This window comes from Halobacillus seohaensis, from assembly GCF_042663045.1.
Taxonomy (GTDB): Bacteria; Bacillota; Bacilli; order Bacillales; family Halobacillaceae; genus Halobacillus_A; species Halobacillus_A seohaensis.
Genome location: NZ_JBHSZV010000061.1, coordinates 47,695 through 68,008 on the forward strand (window position 1 = coordinate 47,695; position 20,314 = coordinate 68,008).

Consider the following 20,314-nt stretch of genomic DNA (forward strand, 5'->3'; position numbering starts at 1 on the left):
TTAGACCTCCTCCTGAAAATGTTCCATTAATGTAGCCATATCTTTATCGCCTCGTCCTGATAAATTAATAAGTATTGTTTCATCAGGTGACATTTCTTTTGCTTCTTTATAAGCCTGAGCTAGGGCATGGGCGCTCTCAATTGCAGGAATTATACCTTCTTTTTCAGTTAAAAGCTTTAATGCATCTAAAGCTTCTTTATCTGTGATTGACTCATAGCGAACTTGTTTCGATTGGAAAAGATGAGCGTGCTCTGGTCCAATCCCTGGGTAATCAAGTCCAGCTGAAATAGAATATGGCTCAGTAATTTGACCATTTTTGTCCTGCATCAGATAAGTCATTGACCCATGAATAACCCCTGGCGTTCCTTTAGTTAAAGTCGCTGCATGCTCTGGAGTATCAATCCCTTTTCCAGCCGCCTCTATACCGATTAGCTCTGAAGAATCCTCTAAAAATGGATAAAAGATTCCCATTGCATTACTACCTCCACCAACACAGGCAAAAATTCGATCAGGAAGTTCATCTTCTACTTCTAAAAATTGTTTCTTTGATTCATCACCAATAACACGCTGAAAATCACGAACCATCCTAGGATAAGGATGAGGTCCGACGACAGAACCAATTAAATAAAAATGATCTTCGCAATTTGCTACCCAGTAACGGATCGCTTCGTTCGTGGCATCTTTCAGAGTTCCATTTCCGCTTGAAACTGAAATCACTTCAGCTCCTAAAAGCTTCATACGGAATACGTTTAGTTCCTGACGGCGAATATCCTCTTCCCCCATAAACACTTTACACTCAAGCCCGAACTTCGCTGCCACTGTTGCTGAAGCTACTCCGTGTTGACCTGCTCCTGTTTCAGCAATGATTTTCTTCTTGCCCATACGTTTGGCTAGCAGTCCTTGGCCAACCGCATTATTCAGCTTATGGGCCCCTGTATGATTTAAGTCTTCCCTTTTTAAATAAATCTTTGCTCCACCAAGGTAATCACTTAGTTTGTCAGCATAACTTAATGAGGTCGGACGGCCCGCATATTCTTTTAATACATGGTGATATTCGTCTAGAAAAGCTTGATCATTCATTGCTTGATCTAATGATTCTTCTAGTTCTTGCAGAGGACCCATTAGCGTTTCTGGAACATACTTGCCACCAAAATCGCCAAATCGTCCTTTAACATCAGGAAAAACTTGTAACATGCCGGTCCACCTCTTTCATGATTGCTTGAATTTTATATATATCTTTTTGATGATTAGTCTCAATTCCACTCGAGATATCAATGCCTTCCGGTTCGTGAGCAAGCAGTTGCGCCACATTCCCCGGGTTTATCCCCCCTGCAATAAAGCAGGACACATTTTGATCGTTCGCAATTTTTACGTAATCCTCGACCGTACTCCAATCAAAACTCACACCTGTTCCACCATGAGTTCCTTCAACCTTAGAATCAATTACATATCCGTCCGTTACTCCCTTAAAAAGCTCCATTTGATGAACCGCACCATCTTGATGGTGTACGACTTTCCAAACAGGTAAACCAAACGCCTCTTTAATTTGCAATATATTAGAAACAGTCTCACTTCCATGAAGTTGAATCACATCTAGTGAGACAAAAGAAAGGACTTCATCTAGCTGCTCAATCGTCGGATCAACAAAGACTCCTACAAGCTTTTGTTTTGGTCGTGTACGTCGAATCCATTGACCAACTCGTTCTGGTCGTACATAGCGCTTCGTTTTCCGAACAAAAATAAACCCTAAATGGGTGGCGTGAGAAGAAGCACTCTTTTCCACGTCATTTGCTGATCGGTTGCCGCACAACTTCACTAATGGTTCATGAATCATACGTTCACTCCGTTCATTAGCTGAGTCACTGCTTTTTTAATATTGTTCTGTTTCATAAGTGACTCACCAACTAAAACGGCACTTGCTCCATAAGCAACAACTTGTTGAATATCTTCATACGTAAAAATACCACTTTCAGAAACAAGTAAAGATTCCTTTGGAGCTAACTTTGCCATTTGCTGTGTTTGGGCAAGTTTCGTTTCAAACGTATGAAGGTTACGATTATTAATACCTAGGATCTCAGGTGTAAACTCCTTCACTATTCCTTCTAGCGTTTCTTCACTATGAGCTTCCACAAGAACCTCAAGTCCTGATTCATAAGCTTGCAAGTATAGCTCATGAAGCTTCTTTGGTTCTAATGCTTCACCAATTAACAAAATGGCATCCGCTCCGATTAGCTTACTTTCTTCCACTTGCAAAGGATCAATAATGAAATCTTTACGCATAACAGGCACATCGACGAACTTCTTAATATCTGTTAAAAAGTCACGGTGCCCCTGGAAGAAATGTTGATCAGTCAAAACAGATATAGCTTGAACACCAGCATCGGCATATTGTTTACCGACCATGACGTGATTAAAGTCGTCGCGAATAATTCCTTTTGATGGGGAGGCTTTTTTCACTTCTGCAATCAGTCCAGCGATCTGGTCTGTTTGTTTAAGGGACTGTGCGAAGGAGACCTTCTTAACATCAGCTGCTTCGGGCAGGTATAGTCGTTCTATCTCTTGTTGTTTTATAGCTAAAATCGTATCAAGCATACTGACGTCGCTCCTTTTCCTCCTGAATGGATGTAAAGTATTTAAATACAATGCCTTCTTGAATCGCTTGTTGGACACGCTTGACTCCGTCAGTCAAATCCTCGGCTTTACCAGCCACATACAATCCAGCAGCAGCATTCATTGTCACAATGGTCATGGCACTTTCATCGGCCGTCCCTTTAAAAACTTGCTCTATAATTCTTGCACTTTCTATACTCGTTTCGATTTGAATATCTTCTAATTTTCCTGATTTCAGTCCTACATCTTCAGGTGTAATAGTAAAACGTGTAATCTTTCCATTCTTTAGTTCCACAATGTCGGTCACACCAGTCATAGTGATTTCGTCAAGTCCATCACGGCCGGTCGCTAATAGAACGTGTTTAGATCCTAATTTGTTTAGTGTTTCTGCCATCTTTTCCGCATACGCCGTATCATAAATACCAATGAGTTGACGCTTAGCGTTCGCTGGATTAGACATCGGACCAAGTAAATTAAATACTGTACGGAATCCTAACTCTTGTCGAGCTGGTCCTGCATGCTTCATTGCCTGATGATAATTCGGAGCGAACAAAAAGGTCATTCCTTTTTCAGATAAGGCCTTTGCTCCTTCAGCAGGTGTAGTATCAATCGGGATTCCTAACGTTTCTAATACATCCGCACTACCGCTTTTAGATGAAACTTTCCTATTACCGTGTTTCGCTACTTTGACATCCATCGCAGCTAGAATTACCGATACAGCAGTTGATATGTTAAAAGTAGAACTGCCATCTCCACCTGTTCCACATGTATCAACGATATTATCATCATCTAATTCTAACTTCGTCATATTGGCACGCATTGCGCGAACAAATCCTGTCATTTCTTCTACGGTTTCACCACGATGACGAATAACAGATAACAGGCTCATAAGTTGCCCTGTTGTTGTATTTCCTTGCATGATTTCATTCATAGCATCATACGCTGCCTGTTCGGTTAACGTTTGTCCTTCTACTATTTGATTCAGTACTTGTTTCATCTCGTCTCGGCTCCTTCTCTGCTCTTCTCAAATGCTTGCTCAGCTATTTCAATCGTGCGTTTCAAAGCACTTGCTTTATTAAGCGTTTCTTGATACTCAGATTCAGGATCAGAGTCGGCAACAATCCCTGCTCCAGCTTGCACGTAGACTTGATCATTTACTTTTGTAATCGTACGAATAGTAATGCAAGAATCAATATTGCCGTCAAATCCCAGGTACACAACCCCTCCTCCATATAAATGACGAGGAGTTGGTTCTAATTCTCGTAAAATTTGCATCGCTCGAATTTTTGGTGCACCTGAAAGTGTTCCCGCTGGATAAGCGGAAATTAATGCATCTATTGGGGACACATCCTTCTTCAATTGCCCTGTGACCTTACTGATAATGTGCATAACCTTAGAAAAACGTCCAATTGTCATATAGTCAAACACTTCCACACTGCCGTATTCAGCAACTCTTCCCATATCGTTTCGAGCTAAATCTACGAGCATGCGGTGTTCAGCTTGTTCCTTTTCATCAGCTAAAAGCTCGGCGGCTAGGGCATCATCTTCTTCTGGAGTTTGCCCTCTCTTTCGCGTACCAGCAATCGGGTGAATTTCGAGCTCGCCGTCCTGGACCTCTAACAATCGTTCTGGAGAACTGCCCATTACTTCCACATCTTTAAACCTTAAATAAAACATATACGGTGACGGATTGACTTTTCGAAGTATCCGATAAAGTTCAAAACCGCTCCGTTTGGTAACGGCTTGGAAGCGCTGGGATAATACAGCTTGGAATATGTCACCTGCTACAATGTATTCTTTAATTTTCTCGACATCTCGTTTAAAATCAGCTTTTTCATAATTACTCACAAGATCCACTGTATGGTTGGTCACTTCATCTGTTAACATCAAATCAGGTAAATAGCTGTTTTCCTTTAGACGTTGACTTACATTTTGTAGACGCTGGGTTGCTTGATCGTACATATCACCAGCTTCTTGTTCATCATTAACTCTTGCAAATGTTAATATCGTCGTTTCTTTCGTCTTATGATGATAAGCTATTAATGTTTGGCAGAATAATAAATGATAATTAGAAACATCAATATGATCTGGCTCTGCATATGGAACAGGTTCATAATCCGAAATGGCATCATACGCAATATAACCCACAGCTCCTCCTTTAAAAGGAAGGGAAACATCTGCTTGTTTCACTTGTAAATGCTCTACCGTATTCTCAAAAGCCTCTTTAAAACTTGTAGCTGTCCGTGTTTCTTTCTCTTGAAAATCTTCGATAACAAAAGTTCCATCTTGTTGCTGGATATCAATCATTGGATCTAAACCAATGAATGAGAAATTAGACCATGGAGATTCAGGGTCTTGGCTCTCTAACATATAGACCGCTTCATCACGTAACGCATGATACATGTGAATCGGTGTCAATGTATCCGTATAAAAAGATTGGGTAACCGGAATCGTTCGGTATTCTTTAGCATTTGTAAGAAAAGATTCCTTCGTTGTTAAACTCATTGTGTGCTCACCTCTCCATAATTCATTATGGAGAATGAGACGGTGAGGGGGGTAAAACTATGTGGATGAAAAAGGTAGGAGAATTTGGCTTAGGCAATCTGACAGCTCCTTACGTCCGTCGCAATCCCTTAGCTCGCTCAGCTCATCCTGTTTTCCTCAACTCATCTAATCTCATTCTCTACTCATACTCATTAACCTTTCAAACAGTGTATAAAATTCTGACAATAATGTCAACAATCAAGATTTAAAAATGAAACCATCTGATTACCTGAAACGTAAGTCATAATAAAGGAGGCATTCTTATGATTTTGTTATCCCAATCATTAACACAATTTTTTGATGACAACCTAGCTTTACTAGCTCCCATTATTATTATTCAACTTATCCTAATCATTTCCGCTCTCGTTAGCTTAGTAAAGGCAGAATACACGAATGGTCCTAAATTAATGTGGGCACTTATTATTATCTTCATTAATATTCTAGGACCTATTGCGTACTTTATATTTGGAAAGGATGATTAGAATACTATGATTCACGTGGAACACTTAACCAAAACATTTGGTAAACATGAAGTCGTTAAAGATGTTTCGTTTCAATTAGAACAAGGAAAATGTGTTGCATTATTAGGTCCAAATGGGGCTGGAAAAACAACCACATTGCGCATGATGGCTGGTTTAATCTGTCAGACAGATGGAAAAATCCAACTACCTGACAGTTCCACTTCTGACGTCCGTCAACAAATCGGTTATTTACCCCAGCATCCTCAGTTTCATACATGGATGAGCGGGAAAGAATTTCTTGTTTATGTTGGTCAGCTAGCCCACCTATCTAAAAAAAGATCTACAAAAGAAGCCGAAGTTCTATTAAAAAGGGTTGGATTAGAAGGTGCGGAAAATAAACGTATTAGTAAATATTCTGGAGGAATGAAGCAGCGCCTTGGCATTGCTCAGGCCATGATTCATCAACCAAAGTTATTGATACTTGATGAACCCGTATCTGCTTTAGACCCAATCGGGCGCCGTGATGTACTTAATTTAATGCAAGAGCTTAAACGAGAAACAACCTTACTTTTCTCAACACATATTTTAAATGACGCAGAAGAAGCAAGTGATCAGTTATTACTTATGAACGATGGGGAAATCATTGAGTCTGGCTCATTTGCTGACGTCAGGCTCAAGCACTCTCTCAATAAAGTTGTTTTAAGATTTGAAGCACTAGATATGGAAACATACATTAACATTCTTGTTGACCTTCCCTTTGTTAACAAGGTGGAAGAGAAAAAACAGGAGATTCACTTATATGTGGACAATATGCAGAAAGCTCGAACAGAATTATTGAAACTCTTCTCTGAAAAGAATTGGCCAGTCATTTATTTCGAGTTAGGAAGCATGTCGTTAGAAGAATTATTTATGAAGGTGGTGAACCAACATGCAATGGCTGACCGTATTCAATCGTGAAAATTTGGAAGCTTGGAGAAATTTCAAGTGGATTTGGGTTCCTCTCGTATTTATCTTACTAGGTCTAATGGATCCACTCACAACCTATTATATGCCTCAGATTTTAGACTCTGTCGGCGGACTTCCTGAAGGAGCAACTATCGATATCCCTTCACCACCACCCGCTGACATTTTGATGATGAGTATCGGGCAGTTTAATATGATGGGAATTGCCATCATTATTCTAATCTCTATGGGGACAATAGCAGGAGAACGTAAAATCGGTATAGCTGAACTCATTCTCGTCAAACCCGTTCGTTATTCGACATACGTCACCGCTAAGTGGGCAAGTTTTTCTCTTCTGAGTTTAGCAGCAGTAAGCTTAGGTATGATTTCAAGCTGGTATTACGTATCTATTTTATTTGAGGAGTTGCCTTTTACACATATTCTGATCGCTATGCTTTTCTACAGTTTATGGATGACTTTTGTTGTCACCGTCAATATATTTATGAACACCCTTGTAAAAGTTCCAGGGTTCGTTGCTTTTTTAACCGTAACTGTACTCCTTGTTTTACACCTCTTAAGTCAGGTCTTTCAGCATGTTATCGAGTGGGTTCCTTCCTTAATCCCATCTTATATCGGAGAAGTGATTAAAACCGGCAACATTTCTACTGAATTATGGGGCTCCGCATTAGTAACAGTCATATTAATCGCGATCCTACTTGTTTCAGCTAGCTATACATTAAAAAACAAAGAGTTAGCTTAATCCGATCAATAAATCTCATTCAGAAAATCATAGGCAACGTGAAAATCGATCAGCCTCATCAAGAGACTGGTCGATTTTTCTTAAACAAATTGTTGCGCAGATTTTCTGAAGCCACAAAAAGGACGAAACCCTCGACTAGAGTAATAGCTCTCTGAGGAGCTTGTAGCCAAAATTTCTACTCTTGTGCTTGGATAGCAGCTATGCGCTTCTTCTATCAATTTTTGAGCTAACCCTTGCCCTCGGTAATCCTCTCGAATGAGCAGTTCACAAATGAAGAGTGTAACTACCCCATCCGTTAACCCACGCAAATAACCTATAATTTCTTGGTCATCAGTAATGACTAATGCAGGCTCTGAATTAATCCATGCATATAATGTATCCTCTCGATTTTCTACTAGTTGATCCCATCCTTCTTTTTTATTAAGTTCATTTATGGTATCAAAATCATTCTCATGAAACGATCGTATTACCGCCTCTCCCATCCTACCAATCTCCTTTTTAATTTAGTAATCTTTAGTCCCCTGATCACTATATGTAACGATTGAAACTCTATTTCGTTTCATTTTGTAAAAATATTTTTATTTTATGCTAAAATATGACCTGGAAGAAGATGATTAGGAGTGACAAACATGAAAAAACTAATTGGAATAACGATATTCCTTGCTATTTGCACAATGGCCGGGTGCTCATCTGGAGAAGACCTTTCCATCGATGCATTAAAAGAATCTTACCCAGATAAATTTGGCACCCCTATTGATGACTCATTATCGAATGACGAGCAAGAAGCTCTAGGTTTACCGTCGGAACTGCCATTTGATGTTGACGAGGTCAAAGCAAGTACAGTTGAAAACGAAACAGAAGTCCTTTATTCTTCAAGTAACGCTGACCAGGTAACGGTCACTACGACATATAATCCAGAAAATACACTCCGTGAAACTGATATGCAAATCACGCTGGACTCTGGTGCTATCGCTGGTGTCGAGGAGGGAAAAGCCTCCACCTTCTTTGAATGGTATGAAGGTGAAGAAAATGTTATTTATCAAGTCGCATATTCCAATATGGATGAAGAAGTTCGTTTAGAAAAAGCTCTTGAAATAGCAAATTCTATTTAAAATATAATAGAAAAATCACTACAGAGCCCATGAGATCCGAGCTAAGTAGTTCGTTTTAAGATGAAGTTGCATATGTCAATGGAGGTTCCCGCTTATTTCATCATCGTTATGTAAGACTGGCAATTGCGACTCTTTTGGGAGAATGCACAAAAATACCCTGCAAGACGTTATAGGAGCCACTGAATAAGTCTTCACAAAATATAGGAAGGGGATTTTGGTGATAAGTAGTCCCGGTTCAGTGGAGAAATCTTACGAAATAGCATACTAATTAGCAACCCAAATAACATAATGAAAATAGCTGTTGTCAACGTGCTAATTACTATGTTAATTAGTATGTTGATTTTTATAGACCAAGTAGGTAATTGTAGAGTCTGTGAAGAATTGTTGAAGACTCGATTCCGAGATAATGGGGGTTCGTTACCGTATAAGGGATAGGGATGGAAATGAACGAACCCCCGACATAGGAAAATGCGTCTTACCTATGCTATAGAGTAAAGCTTCACCTTACACGATGCTTCCGTTCTGCTCACGAAAGTAAGAAGGTCCGGGAAATTGCGAGACTCCTGTGGGATGAACATGATCGGTGAGATCCCGCAAGGCGTAGCCTGAGGAAGCTCACCACATGCCCACGGAAAGCGAGTGATTTCCCGGACCTTCTAACGCCATCCTTTGTAACGGAAACCACCGAATGTCTCGAAGCTGATTCTTCCATAATCTGAGACTTTAGTTTAACAAGAAAATATAAGCAAGAACGCTTGGGCATTAAATATTAAGTGTTTTCGTTTGTTATTTGTACAGTGATTTATGTGCTAAACATAGTGTTTTTTAGTATGTTATTTCAGATTTTCTCTACAGTATCGGAACTACTTAATTTGGTGATCCCCTCCCTGAAGTCTCAATCAATTCCCTCACAACATCCCATTCAACCTATAGGAAATGAGTTTAAATTTATTTCTCTACGATAATCTTAACTTCGCGTAAATTACCTGTGTGATCAAAATCAATAGCTATGATATCTCCTGGCTTTGCAAACTCTATTAACCGATCTTTAAGGATCATTAATTCATTACCCATTTTGTCTTGCTGTATTAAAATAGCATGCGACCCTTCATAGCGATTAAGTGTGTACGTGTTCACCCTTGGACATCCCCTTCTTTTAAAATCAGCTAAATGTTCCGACAATATTTGCATCTATTTTTACAGTTCCCTTCTTCATTTAATTAAAACATGATGCATATACCGCCCCTCTAGACAAAATGAAGTGTAAGTGATATATTTACACTAACAACCGTTAGTTAGTATAAATTTTTGAGGTGACATAATGACTGAACAAAAAATAATCGATGCTAGTCTTGAATGCTTTGCTTATTCGGGTTATCAAAATACTAGCCTTTCAGATATTGCGGACAAGGTTGGAATAAAAAAACCATCACTTTACAACCATTTTCCCAGTAAAGAAGCCATCTTTTTACGAGTTCTTGATGAAGTAGCTCGAAAAGAGTTAACACATTTAGAAGGTTTCACAAAATATACAGAAGATCGTTCCATCAAAGAACAACTACAAGAAGTGTTTATCAGTTATGTGGATCATCTGTCTTATTCAACTGAAGGTTCATTTTTTAAACGTTTCACCTTTTTCCCACCTGATAAATTTGCAAGCGAGATCCAAAAGGTATTCTTAAAAACAGAAGAAGAAGTCATTCGCACGATTGGGCCAGTTTTTCAAAAAGGTATTGAAAATGGTGAGATTCAGCCTTTTCAACTCAGTGAACTTACGTCAACATTTTATACGATAATTGATGGATTATTTTTAGAGGAAAACTTTTATGATCGCGAGACACTTGTCGAACGTCAAAAAGCAAGTTTTAAAATCTTCTGGTCCGGGATACAAGGAAAAAGTTAGGAGTGACATCCATGGCATGGGTATATTTATTAATAGGTGCAATCTTTGAAGTTGGTTGGGCAGTAGGTTTGAAGCTTTCTGAAGGTTTTTCGAGACCTCTCATTTCTGCGGTAACCGTCGTTTTTATCTTAATTAGTTTTTATTTATTCACAAAGGCATTACGTTTAATCGATATCGGGACAGGCTACGCTATTTTCACTGGATTAGGCGCAGCAGGAACGGCCGTTATTGGAATGACATTTCTTGGTGATGGAACGGGCACTGGGAAAGTCTTTTTTATTGTTCTTTTAATTTTCGGGGTTATTGGGTTAAAAATGTCGAACACACCCGATAAAGCTGCCCCTACTGTTCAGGAGGGATAACCATGGCTTGGATCTTTTTAATAATAGCAGGCATGGGGGAAATGTTGGGGATGTTCTTTCTTAAACTGTCCGATGGATTTCAAAAACTCAAACCTAGTCTTTTTGCCTTACTTTCAGGTGGAATGAGCTTTTATTTTCTTTCGTTGTCACTTCAAGATTTACCGATTGGTACGGCTTATGGAATATGGACTGGAATAGGCTCAGCGGGTACGGTTATTCTCGGGATTTTATTTTTCAAAGAGCAAGTGAACATGAAAAGGATATTCTTTGTGACCTGTATCATTACTGGGGTAGTCGGACTAAAACTTGTGTCCTGATTTTCTAAAAAAACCCTATTACTTCCATTGCAATATATCTATAGAGGAAGTAAAATCAGGGTAGATATTCCCTAAAATCAGACAAATTACGACACTACCTTATAAACTTAGTCTGTGTTAAATCTTGTTGTTGATTTTTGTTACAAAAATATTGATTTCTTTATTAAGGAAGTTACCTTTCTTATTCCGTTAAACTCCATAAATAGGGGGTGGGAAAGACTCGCTTGTCCAAAAGCCCTCTTTTCCTACTATAGATATCGAAATCAGAGTTGTTCCAGATAACTGGTTGAATAAACTTCTTCCTCAACTCGGGCAACTATCAACTTGAACGTTTAACATAGCCAAAACTTATAAACTAAAGACAATAGCACATTTTTTAAATTTGTTGTAGATATCTTTCATAGATTCATCGTCTATATAGTATAGTATATCGAATAGCATTTACTTGGAGGGCTTAATAATGAGAAGGTTTTTGTTTGGCATATTGTTGTTTATTGTTATCGCATTCAGCTACGTTGGCTATACTGATATGGAAGAGTCGCCAAATCCTGAAGAAACGTTCGAGCAGGATTCTACTATTCAACAATATTAAAAATAAAACCGCTGCATCTCATTTGCGAGATCCAGCGGTTTTTATTTTTTTGGCAATTTCCGATCAGGGAAAGCTTGGGACGGAAATCACACTTTCATTCCTACACCCTTAACGGTACTGGACTTTCTATCAGACTCTTTCCTAGTCAAAAGCATCTTCAATAGTTGTATCTTGTGTATTTGATATATTTGCAAATAGTGATCGCTGAACGATTTGTAAGGCATTGTCGTTATCTGATACCTTTTCAGATGCCACGCAGTTTCTAGGTACCCATAAATTAAAATCTCTCATATAAGCATCATTCGCTGTGAATAATATACAAATATCACCCGCAACCCCTGTTAAAATAAGGTTTTTCACCCCTAGTTGTTCTAATAAGATACTTAACTGGGTACCAAAAAAGCCAGAATGTTTTGGCTTGATAATAAAATAATCATGATCATCCGGAATCAATTCATTGACTATCGGCCCTCCTCGTCCCTTTTTACATACTTCGATAAGATCTGAAACATTTTCTTGCCAAAGTCCAAAATTATCGTTCACATAAATAATTGGCATACCCATTTCTTTTGCCTGTGATTTCAGATTTAGAATAGGCTTAACTGTTTTTCTTGTGTGTTCAAGAAGGTCCTCTCCTCCATCAAAATCCATGTCGTTAATCATATCAATGATGAGTAGCGCTTTATCTTGGGGCATCCATCTCACTCCTCTTCAAACTGTGCCGGACCATCAGGCACTTGCCGTTTATGCTCACTTCTTTCGTGAAGATTTTTAAGAACTTTTTCATCTTTAGCATTAATAGTTTCCCCTCTTAGATAAGCGTCAATAGCATTATAGGAAATTCCCATCTCTTCTTCATCTGACTGCCCTTCCCATAATTCAGCACTCGGTTTCTTCGTCACAACAGTATCTGTTACACCTAAATACTTAGCCATTTCTCGAACCTCTTCTTTTCTCATATGAATGAGCGGAACTAAATCTACACCCCCGTCACCATATTTTGTGAAATAACCAGTATAATCTTCTGCCGCATTATCTGTTCCTATTACTAAGTAATCATAGTTTTGACCCACTGCGTAAAGTGTACTCATCCGCAAACGAGCCTGTAAGTTTGCACCTCTTAATTGAGAGTTCCCTTCATTCCAATCACCTTTATTCTTCAAATTTTCCTGAATTGCACCAAATGTCGTCTGATAAGCATCCGTTAATTCTATTCCAACATAATCCAACCTTGCGTTTTCGACTACAGCTAAAGCATCAGACTGATCCTCTACTCTCTTATTAATCGGCAGGAGTACACCTAGTGAGTTATTAGGAAATGCTCGTTTAATTAAATAAGCGACAACTGCTGAGTCTATTCCTCCACTAACACCTACTAAGGCACCTTTCGCTCCAGCTTCTTTCACCTTATCTTGTAGCCACTTCACTATATGCCCTACTCGCTTTTCCATTTGAGACACCCCTTTCTAAGTTTGTTCTTCATTATTATGTACCCTGAAAAATTAATGAAATAAACTTTTTACAGAATGGGGATAGGTAATTATTATTTTGTACCTTAGGAGTGGCGTTTACCCATTAAAATCAAATAGCTTTTAAAAATAATAGTTTTGCGTGATAATGGAATATAGAAACAATCGCAAGGAGTGACTTCTTAATGATTGATAAAGAACAACATGTGCTTGTTATTTTTCCGCACCCTGATGATGAAGCCTTTGGGGTTTCCGGGACAATTACTTCTTATATAAAAAAAGGGACACCTGTTACTTATGCCTGTCTTACTTTAGGAGAAGCGGGGCGTAATCTCGGAATGCCGCCATTTGCTACTAGAGAAAGCTTACCAATTATTCGAAAAAAAGAGTTGATTAAAGCAGCTGCGGAAATGGGAATTAGCGATTTGCGAATGATGGGATTGCGTGATAAAACATTAGAGTTCGAAGATGATGATAAAATGAAGCAACTCGTCGTTGATTTAGTTGAGGAACTTAAACCTTCCCTTGTCATTAGTTTTTATCCTGGTTATGCTGTACATCCTGATCACGAAGCAACTGCTCGAGCTGTTGTTCGTGCGCTTGGAGATATGGATCCAACCGAGCGACCTACCCTTCATGCACTAGCATTTGCAAATAATACTGAAAAAGAACTTGGAGAACCTGATGTCGTCCACGATATTAAACATGTTCAAAAAGAAAAGCTAAATACCATGCGTGCACACATTTCGCAAACCGCTCGTATGCTTGAGATGCTAGATGAAGGAATTAAGAATAATGATCCTGAAGCTTTAAAATGGGTAACAAATGAACATTTTTACACTTATAAGTGGGATAAGAGCTGACCTTAAGGGTTGGCTTTTTTCACGAATCAGTAAATCATGGTATTCTAATACTAGTTAAATGAGAAAAAGGGAGACTTCACACATGAAAACACGCTCGATCTTATCTATTTTGTTCATAATAATTCTATCTGCTTGCGGCACGAGTGAGACTGATGATAACTCCACTCCCTCAGACGAAGTAGAAGTTATCCAGCCTAACGTTGAGGTTAATTTCGAAAATGAACCTTTACCTATTGGTGAAGAGACACCCATTCAAGCGATAGTGACAGGAAACGAAGAGCCGATTACAGACGCAGATTATGTAGAATTTGAAATTTGGAGTGAAGCTGAAGGTGAAGAACAGTCAGAAACATTAGAAGCTAAGCACACCGAAGAGGGAGTGTACGAGATAATGTACACCTTTAAAGCTTCAGGTACATACCAAGTCATCGCCCATACCCAAGCACGGAATGTACACACGATGCCACAAACCGAAGTACAGGTAGGTCCTAAGGATGAGGATGAGGATCAACATGAACACGGTGAGAATTCGACTGACTCTGATTCTGGAGAATTTACTGTACACATGGTCACAAATAAAGATTTCGTTGCTACTGAAGAATCAAAATTAACTACACACATTGAGCAAAAGAAAGCCCCTTTCGAGAATGCTGAAGTAAAGTTTGAAATTAGTTCCGATCAATTAGACAAACATGAATTTATTGAAGCTTCCGAAGAGCAAGCAGGACAATATTCAACAACTTTCGAATTCCCTTCTCCAGGTAAATATATGGTGAATGTGCATTATGAAAAACCAGATGAAGATATCCATGGTCACAAAGAACAACCCGTTGAAGTTGTAGAATGATTATTCATATAGCAAAAACTAACTATTGTGGTAACGGATTTACTTCAGAAATGTAAACAATCAAATAACATATCAGTACACACGTTATTTCTCAAATATAACGTGTGTATTTTTGTTGTTATATTACACTCGATAAGGCTCAGCAAACGCCCGCGGGAAATGAGCTGTTTTCCCTGTCATCCCAAAATTCCATAAACCAAATGACTGTCTAGTTATTCAAAAATCGAGGGATTCATTTAAAGATATTAAAGAGAAAAATGGCCTGGATATAATCCAAGCCATTTCTTACTGTAGATTTTAGGTGAGATTCATTGTTTTGCACCTCACAAAAAGTGAACCCGTTATCAAGTATGGTCAGTTTTCCCTGATATTACGTAAAATACCCACAAAAAAGAAGCGAGCACATTAGAACATGTACCCGCTTCTATATTTCAGACCTTAAAACTTACAGGTCAGCGTTCTGAAGCTTTTTCTTCTTCGCATTCTTTTCACGTTCGTTCTTGTTTAAGGATTTCTTACGAAGACGCACAGCTGCTGGTGTTACTTCGCAATACTCATCATCATCAAGATACTCGATCGCTTCTTCAAGCGTTAATTGACGAGTCTTCTTAATCGTACTTGTTGTATCCTTATTTGCAGAACGCACGTTAGTTAAGTGCTTCTCTTTAGTAATATTAACGGTTAAATCGTTATCACGATTATGCTCTCCAACGATCATACCTTCATATACGTCTGTACCTGGTTCTACGAAAATCGTTCCGCGGTCCTCAAGGTTCATAATTCCATAAGTGGAAGACTTCCCTTTATCAAGAGAAACAAGAACTCCTTGACGACGTCCTCCAACTTGACCTTTAGCTACAGGTGCATAGCCGTGGAATGTGTGGTTTATAATTCCATAACCATGTGTTTGAGTCATGAACTCAGTAGAATATCCAATCAATCCACGAGAAGGTACAAGGAATTCTAGACGAACTTGCCCGTTTCCATCATTGACCATGTCCTGCATTTCACCTTTACGAAGACCAATTGATTCCATAACGGCACCTTGGTATTCTTCTGGAGTATCAATTTGAACATACTCAACAGGTTCACACGTTTCGCCATCAACTTCTTTTAAGATTACTTTTGGTTTAGATAGCTGAAGTTCGAAACCTTCACGTCGCATGTTTTCCACTAGAATCGACAAGTGAAGTTCTCCACGTCCAGAAACGGTAAACGCATCTGGTGATTCTGTTGGATCAACACGTAAACTTACGTCAGTCTCAAGCTGAGTCAGTAGACGTTCTTCAATTTGACGAGATGTTACATATTTACCTTCACGGCCAGCAAATGGACTATTATTCACAAGGAAAGTCATCTGAAGAGTCGGCTCATCAATGCGAGGAATTTCCATTGCTTCTTGATTGTCTCTTGGACATACTGTTTCACCTACGTTAATATCTTCCAAGCCTGCAAGAGCAATAATATCCCCTGCTACAGCCTCTTCAATCTCAATACGTTTAAGACCGATAAATCCAAATAGTTTGGACACTCGGAAGTTTTTAACAGAACCATCTTTCTTCATTAGCGATACCTGCTGTCCCACTTTAATACTTCCGCGGAAAACACGCCCTACTCCAATACGACCAAGATAATCATTGTAATCAAGCAATGTTACTTGGAATTGCAGAGGTTCCTCTGCAGTGTCAAGTGGTGCTGGGATATTGTTCATAATCAGTTTAAAGATCGGATCCATTGTTTCAGACTGTTCTTCTGGCTCATCCCCAGAAGTTCCGTTCAATGCTGAAGCATAAACAACAGGGAATTCAAGCTGTTCATCGTCTGCACCTAATTCAATAAACAAGTCTAATACTTCGTCCACTACTTCGCTTGGACGGGAATTCGGACGGTCAATTTTATTTAAAACGACAACTGGTGTCAGTTTTTGTTCCAATGCTTTCTTAAGCACGAAACGAGTTTGTGGCATACAGCCCTCATAAGCATCAACCACTAATAACACACCATCTACCATTTTCAAAATACGTTCAACTTCCCCACCAAAGTCTGCGTGACCTGGTGTATCTAGAATGTTGATTCGTGCGTCATTATAATTGATCGCGGTATTTTTAGCTAAAATGGTAATTCCGCGTTCTTTTTCTAAATCATTAGAATCCATTGCGCGATCATCAACGTGTTCGTTATCACGAAACGTTCCAGAATAGTGAAGCATTTGGTCCACTAAAGTTGTTTTTCCGTGGTCAACGTGTGCAATAATTGCTATATTACGAATATCATCTCTGTGTTGCATGAAGCATACACCTCTTTCAAATTGCTAATTATTCAACTTATCTATTGTAACATATTAAAACATATATATATACCTAATGTACACTAATTTGTCATTTTTTACACACATTTTTTAAAAAAACCTTGATATGAGCCATATCTTTTTTTAAAAAGAACCAATCGCTGTACAATATGAATGGTTATAGAAAATATTCGCCATAAGTGTCTGTATCCATCATTTCCATGGAATTAAGGAGTTATTAGACAAATACAAGCTTAAATCTCACGAAGACTGTTTAGTTTTTAACCACTGGTACAACTTAACTATTATAAACGAGACTTGCCTCTTCACATTTGTGAGTGGCTGATGAAAAGAGGGATCTCCTGTGAAAACGAAACGACAAGGTGAATGGTTAGAAGTCACTGTTCCCGAGAAATGGAATGAGTTCACGATCGAACGTATTATGAAAAAAGAATGGAATGTCCCTCGAAAGTTGCTGCACAAATTTCGTACAGAGAAGGCAGTTACACTAAATAACGAACCTAGGCATTGGAAACAGACGAAGGTGCAAACAGGGGATGCCTTACGAATTAGATTATTTGAACCTCAAGAAATGGAAGTAGCTCCTACTTTCATGGAGGTTGATGTGATCTATGAGGATGACCATTTACTTGTTGTTAATAAACCAGTCGGTCTTGATACTCACCCTAATCAGCCTGATCAAACGGACACATTAGTCAATGCAGTTGCTTTTTATTTTCAAATGAATGGAATTGAAGCCACACCTAAATATGTACACCGTCTAGATCGTGACACTTCTGGTGCGATTTTATTTGCCAAACATGATTTGGCAATAGCTAGTCTTGGCCAACAATTAAAGGATCGCAGCATTAAGCGAACTTATATTGCCTGGGCCCATGGGAAAGTAAAGCCGAATAAGGGAGAAATTCATGAACCGATCGGAAAAGACCGTCATCACCCCGTAAGAAGAAGAGTATCTCCAGGTGGACAAAACGCAGAAACCCATTATGAATTGCTTGACTATAATAGCGTAAGAAAGGCCTCTCTTCTCAAACTGCAATTGAACACAGGAAGAACCCACCAGATCAGAGTGCACACTAGCTTTATTGGCCACCCACTATTAGGGGATGTCTTGTATGGGGGAAAAAGCAATCACGAGTATAAACAAGCTTTACATGCCGCAAAACTTACATTTATTCATCCTTTTACAGAAGAGCATATAGAATGTCTAGCTTTACCAGATCCCAGTTCTAAATTATTTGAGAATAAACACGTGCAACTCCTTGCTTCTTCACCTAAAAATAGTGGCACTGAAAGTCACTAGTAAAAAGAAGACTTGTATAAATAAGTAGTTCCAATACCGTGGAAAAAATCTAAAATAACAGATGAAATAACAAGAAGATCCGTTTGCCGTATGGAGTTTGGGAGGGCAGGGAAAACAGTTCGCTTTCCGCGGGCAGACGCCGAGTCTCCTCGAGCTTCTCGCTCTGCGGGGTCTCGTCTAGTCCGCTTTTCCCGGTCGAGTAAGCGGGAGCCTTCACTTATGTGTGCGGCTCCTCACTCCTCACAGAACCGTGCGAGCGGTATTCCCGCACACGGCTCTTCCTACTATCTTTCACAAAAATTCTGCTATCCTTGTCCGTTATGTTTCCATTACTTCTCTACCTCTAAGTGTAGGTAATGTTTCCCTTCCAAGGTTGATAGCAGGTAACGGCCTTTCCTCCATCAGAATTACCCAACTTCATTGGTACTACGCCGCTATCCGACTTCCTTTAGGCATTTGACAGTCCTCACTTTATTATCGCTTGTCAGTCATTACTCTTATCGAGACCTAAAGGATCTCCCGAGTTGCCGTAACATATCCTTGTATAACGTGCCGTGGTCATCGACTCCGAGGAAGAGGCTACTCTCTTGCCATTTTTCGATCTGTAACCCTGTTGCTTTCTACGCTCCTGAACGCATCAGCCTTCCCAAACAAGGGATTTTCGGAGCTTTTCCCTTCAACCTTTTGGCTTACGGCCCATTACCTAACTGTCTACGCTTAAAGACAGCTGTTACCAACTGCCCTCCAAGACTCGCTACGAGTGAATGGCTAGTTCTTTCTCGACGGGCATCCCACCCGCTATATGTTACGACCTATGCTCGGTCGCTCCAGGAGTCTCCCTGTTTTCCCTGCCCTCCCTGCTTTATTTTTCATAAACGGACCCGAATAGTGGGCCTTCCTCCTTAATGAAAACAGAGGGTAAACATGCTGTTATATCAATGGCTGCGTGGACTTCTAAGATTCGTTGATGTACCGTGACTCTGCTTCATCGCAAGGGGGTCAGGGAAATGACGCATACTCGTCAAACTAACCTCAACATTTTCGTCATCCCTTTAATAAACGTCATCCTTCCTTGAAAGAAGAAATTTCTAGGGAAAGATGATTTTATAAATCAAAAGAAACACACTTGGCCGGAATTCTGAAAGACAAACAGCTAAAGAAACCGACTTTTTGAATCGTTCCAGTACATTCAAGCCTGAAATTCTTGAATCTCTATACACTGTTAAAAGAAACAGCTTACATCATTTAATATCCTTTCAATTCAAGACCTCGACCTTCAAACAAGCTCTGCATAAACGTTTCAGTGTTAACGCTGGTTCCTTTTTAAAACTAGGGTATGGTCAATTAGCTAGTAGACAGGCAGGATTTTCACGCATTAGGATTTATGGATTCGATCCTTTCGTCTCCCGAATGATCATGCCCACTATCCGGAAATTCATGGTTTTGGATTTGGAGTACAGGTGCAGTTGGAATAAAAAGATGGCTGTTCCGTTGCTTTTTATCGGAGCATGGGGTTGAGAAACTATCCACCATGACTATGAAGAGTAGAACGAAACCTTTTTATGAAAATCGGGGGTGCTGTGTGAATATTGCCATTGAAATCTAATGACTCAATAGACCTGTGTGATGGCCATATTCTCTGGTCTGCATCAGGCTTCAATTGGCGTTAAATCAGATATTTCATGCTTTAACAGGGGCGGTAGAACAGCACGATTTCGATAGCAACATAGGGCAAGGGGCGGTGGGGAAGGGGGAGACTCCTGGAGCGACCGAGCATAGGTCGTAACATATAGCGGGTGGGATGCCCGTCGAGAAAGAACTAGCCATTCACTCGTAGCGAGTCTTGGAGGGCAGTTAGTAACAGCTGCTTTTAAGCGTAGACAGTTAGGTGATGGGCCGTAAGCCAAAAGGTTGAAGGGAA

The 20,314-nt window shown here is 39.5% G+C and carries 22 protein-coding genes; 11 read left to right on the plus strand and 11 right to left on the minus strand.

The genetic code is table 11. The features are described from left to right. Genes trpB through trpE form a run of 5 tightly spaced genes read right to left on the minus strand, consistent with a single transcriptional unit; the run spans window position 1 to window position 5,115 of the window. Window positions 1-1,194: a tryptophan synthase subunit beta gene (trpB, locus tag ACFQIC_RS19105; protein WP_204710718.1), complete on the minus strand. Its 1,194-nt coding sequence runs from the start codon at window positions 1,192-1,194 to the stop codon at window positions 1-3. After that, window positions 1,175-1,834: a phosphoribosylanthranilate isomerase gene (locus tag ACFQIC_RS19110; RefSeq protein WP_204710720.1), complete on the minus strand. Its 660-nt coding sequence runs from the start codon at window positions 1,832-1,834 to the stop codon at window positions 1,175-1,177. The genes trpB and ACFQIC_RS19110 overlap by 20 nt, the downstream gene beginning before the upstream one ends. Next, complete coding sequence (gene trpC / locus ACFQIC_RS19115) at window positions 1,831-2,592, minus strand: indole-3-glycerol phosphate synthase TrpC (RefSeq protein WP_204710721.1); 762 nt, start codon at window positions 2,590-2,592, stop codon at window positions 1,831-1,833. Before trpC ends, ACFQIC_RS19110 begins: the two co-directional genes overlap by 4 nt. Then, on the minus strand, window positions 2,585-3,607 hold the full coding sequence (gene trpD, locus ACFQIC_RS19120) for an anthranilate phosphoribosyltransferase (RefSeq protein ID WP_204710722.1): 1,023 nt from the start codon (window positions 3,605-3,607) through the stop codon (window positions 2,585-2,587). Before trpD ends, trpC begins: the two co-directional genes overlap by 8 nt. Beyond that, window positions 3,604-5,115, minus strand: coding sequence for an anthranilate synthase component I (gene trpE / locus ACFQIC_RS19125; RefSeq protein ID WP_204710723.1), 1,512 nt, complete (start codon window positions 5,113-5,115; stop codon window positions 3,604-3,606). The genes trpD and trpE overlap by 4 nt, the downstream gene beginning before the upstream one ends. A 302-nt stretch (window positions 5,116-5,417) precedes the next feature. On the opposite strand from trpE, the gene ACFQIC_RS19130 reads away from it, so the two are divergent. From ACFQIC_RS19130 to ACFQIC_RS19140, 3 genes are read left to right on the plus strand one after another with little or no spacing between them, the layout of a single operon-like run. Continuing rightward, on the plus strand, window positions 5,418-5,636 hold the full coding sequence (locus ACFQIC_RS19130; protein WP_204710724.1) for a PLD nuclease N-terminal domain-containing protein: 219 nt from the start codon (window positions 5,418-5,420) through the stop codon (window positions 5,634-5,636). Between the two features lie 6 nt (window positions 5,637-5,642). Beyond that, on the plus strand, window positions 5,643-6,572 hold the full coding sequence (locus tag ACFQIC_RS19135; protein ID WP_204710725.1) for an ABC transporter ATP-binding protein: 930 nt from the start codon (window positions 5,643-5,645) through the stop codon (window positions 6,570-6,572). Continuing rightward, window positions 6,544-7,317 (plus strand): ABC transporter permease, encoded by a 774-nt coding sequence (locus ACFQIC_RS19140; RefSeq protein WP_204710726.1) that lies wholly within the window; start codon window positions 6,544-6,546, stop codon window positions 7,315-7,317. The genes ACFQIC_RS19135 and ACFQIC_RS19140 overlap by 29 nt, the downstream gene beginning before the upstream one ends. 80 nt (window positions 7,318-7,397) lie before the next feature. Here ACFQIC_RS19140 and ACFQIC_RS19145 read toward each other — a convergent pair whose 3' ends face one another. Then, window positions 7,398-7,799: a GNAT family N-acetyltransferase gene (locus tag ACFQIC_RS19145; protein ID WP_204710727.1), complete on the minus strand. Its 402-nt coding sequence runs from the start codon at window positions 7,797-7,799 to the stop codon at window positions 7,398-7,400. A 147-nt stretch (window positions 7,800-7,946) separates the two neighbouring features. Between ACFQIC_RS19145 and ACFQIC_RS19150 the strand changes: the two genes are divergently transcribed. After that, window positions 7,947-8,429: a hypothetical protein gene (locus ACFQIC_RS19150; RefSeq protein ID WP_204710728.1), complete on the plus strand. Its 483-nt coding sequence runs from the start codon at window positions 7,947-7,949 to the stop codon at window positions 8,427-8,429. A 948-nt stretch (window positions 8,430-9,377) separates the two neighbouring features. On the opposite strand, the gene ACFQIC_RS19155 is transcribed toward ACFQIC_RS19150, so the two are convergent. Next, window positions 9,378-9,566, minus strand: coding sequence for a hypothetical protein (locus ACFQIC_RS19155; protein WP_204710730.1), 189 nt, complete (start codon window positions 9,564-9,566; stop codon window positions 9,378-9,380). A gap of 184 nt (window positions 9,567-9,750) precedes the next feature. Here ACFQIC_RS19155 and ACFQIC_RS19160 point away from each other — a divergent pair, with 184 nt between their 5' ends. From ACFQIC_RS19160 to ACFQIC_RS19175, 4 genes are all read left to right on the plus strand, one after another. Next, the gene (locus ACFQIC_RS19160; RefSeq protein ID WP_204710732.1) at window positions 9,751-10,332 is read left to right on the plus strand and encodes a TetR/AcrR family transcriptional regulator; all 582 of its coding nucleotides are present in this window, start codon (window positions 9,751-9,753) and stop codon (window positions 10,330-10,332) included. 11 nt (window positions 10,333-10,343) lie between these two features. Further along, window positions 10,344-10,694: a DMT family transporter gene (locus ACFQIC_RS19165; RefSeq protein ID WP_204710734.1), complete on the plus strand. Its 351-nt coding sequence runs from the start codon at window positions 10,344-10,346 to the stop codon at window positions 10,692-10,694. 2 nt (window positions 10,695-10,696) lie between these two features. After that, window positions 10,697-11,011, plus strand: a complete 315-nt coding sequence (locus ACFQIC_RS19170) for a DMT family transporter (protein WP_204710736.1) — start codon at window positions 10,697-10,699, stop codon at window positions 11,009-11,011. 460 nt (window positions 11,012-11,471) lie between these two features. Continuing rightward, entirely contained in the window at window positions 11,472-11,603 is a 132-nt protein-coding gene (locus tag ACFQIC_RS19175) for a hypothetical protein (RefSeq protein WP_390217694.1), read from the plus strand. A gap of 141 nt (window positions 11,604-11,744) precedes the next feature. Here ACFQIC_RS19175 and ACFQIC_RS19180 read toward each other — a convergent pair whose 3' ends face one another. Both ACFQIC_RS19180 and nadE read right to left on the minus strand, forming a co-directional pair. Further along, window positions 11,745-12,299: a cysteine hydrolase family protein gene (locus ACFQIC_RS19180; protein WP_204710737.1), complete on the minus strand. Its 555-nt coding sequence runs from the start codon at window positions 12,297-12,299 to the stop codon at window positions 11,745-11,747. Window positions 12,300-12,304: 5 nt separating this feature from the next. Continuing rightward, complete coding sequence (gene nadE, locus ACFQIC_RS19185) at window positions 12,305-13,054, minus strand: NAD(+) synthase (RefSeq protein ID WP_204710738.1); 750 nt, start codon at window positions 13,052-13,054, stop codon at window positions 12,305-12,307. A 203-nt stretch (window positions 13,055-13,257) separates the two neighbouring features. On the opposite strand from nadE, the gene bshB2 reads away from it, so the two are divergent. Together bshB2 and ACFQIC_RS19195 are read left to right on the plus strand one after the other, a co-directional pair. Further along, window positions 13,258-13,935: a bacillithiol biosynthesis deacetylase BshB2 gene (gene bshB2 / locus ACFQIC_RS19190; protein ID WP_204710739.1), complete on the plus strand. Its 678-nt coding sequence runs from the start codon at window positions 13,258-13,260 to the stop codon at window positions 13,933-13,935. Window positions 13,936-14,017: 82 nt separating this feature from the next. Beyond that, window positions 14,018-14,782, plus strand: a complete 765-nt coding sequence (locus ACFQIC_RS19195) for a FixH family protein (RefSeq protein ID WP_204710740.1) — start codon at window positions 14,018-14,020, stop codon at window positions 14,780-14,782. 445 nt (window positions 14,783-15,227) lie between these two features. Here the strand turns inward: ACFQIC_RS19195 and typA are convergent, their stop codons facing one another. Further along, a complete protein-coding gene (typA, locus tag ACFQIC_RS19200) occupies window positions 15,228-17,069 on the minus strand; it encodes a translational GTPase TypA (protein ID WP_204710741.1) in 1,842 nt (613 codons plus the stop codon). A gap of 364 nt (window positions 17,070-17,433) precedes the next feature. On the opposite strand from typA, the gene ACFQIC_RS19205 reads away from it, so the two are divergent. Next, window positions 17,434-18,393, plus strand: a complete 960-nt coding sequence (locus tag ACFQIC_RS19205) for an RluA family pseudouridine synthase (RefSeq protein ID WP_204710742.1) — start codon at window positions 17,434-17,436, stop codon at window positions 18,391-18,393. A 1,649-nt stretch (window positions 18,394-20,042) separates the two neighbouring features. Here ACFQIC_RS19205 and ACFQIC_RS19210 read toward each other — a convergent pair. Continuing rightward, on the minus strand, window positions 20,043-20,314 hold a 272-nt coding region (locus tag ACFQIC_RS19210; protein WP_390217697.1), incomplete at its 5' end, for a hypothetical protein.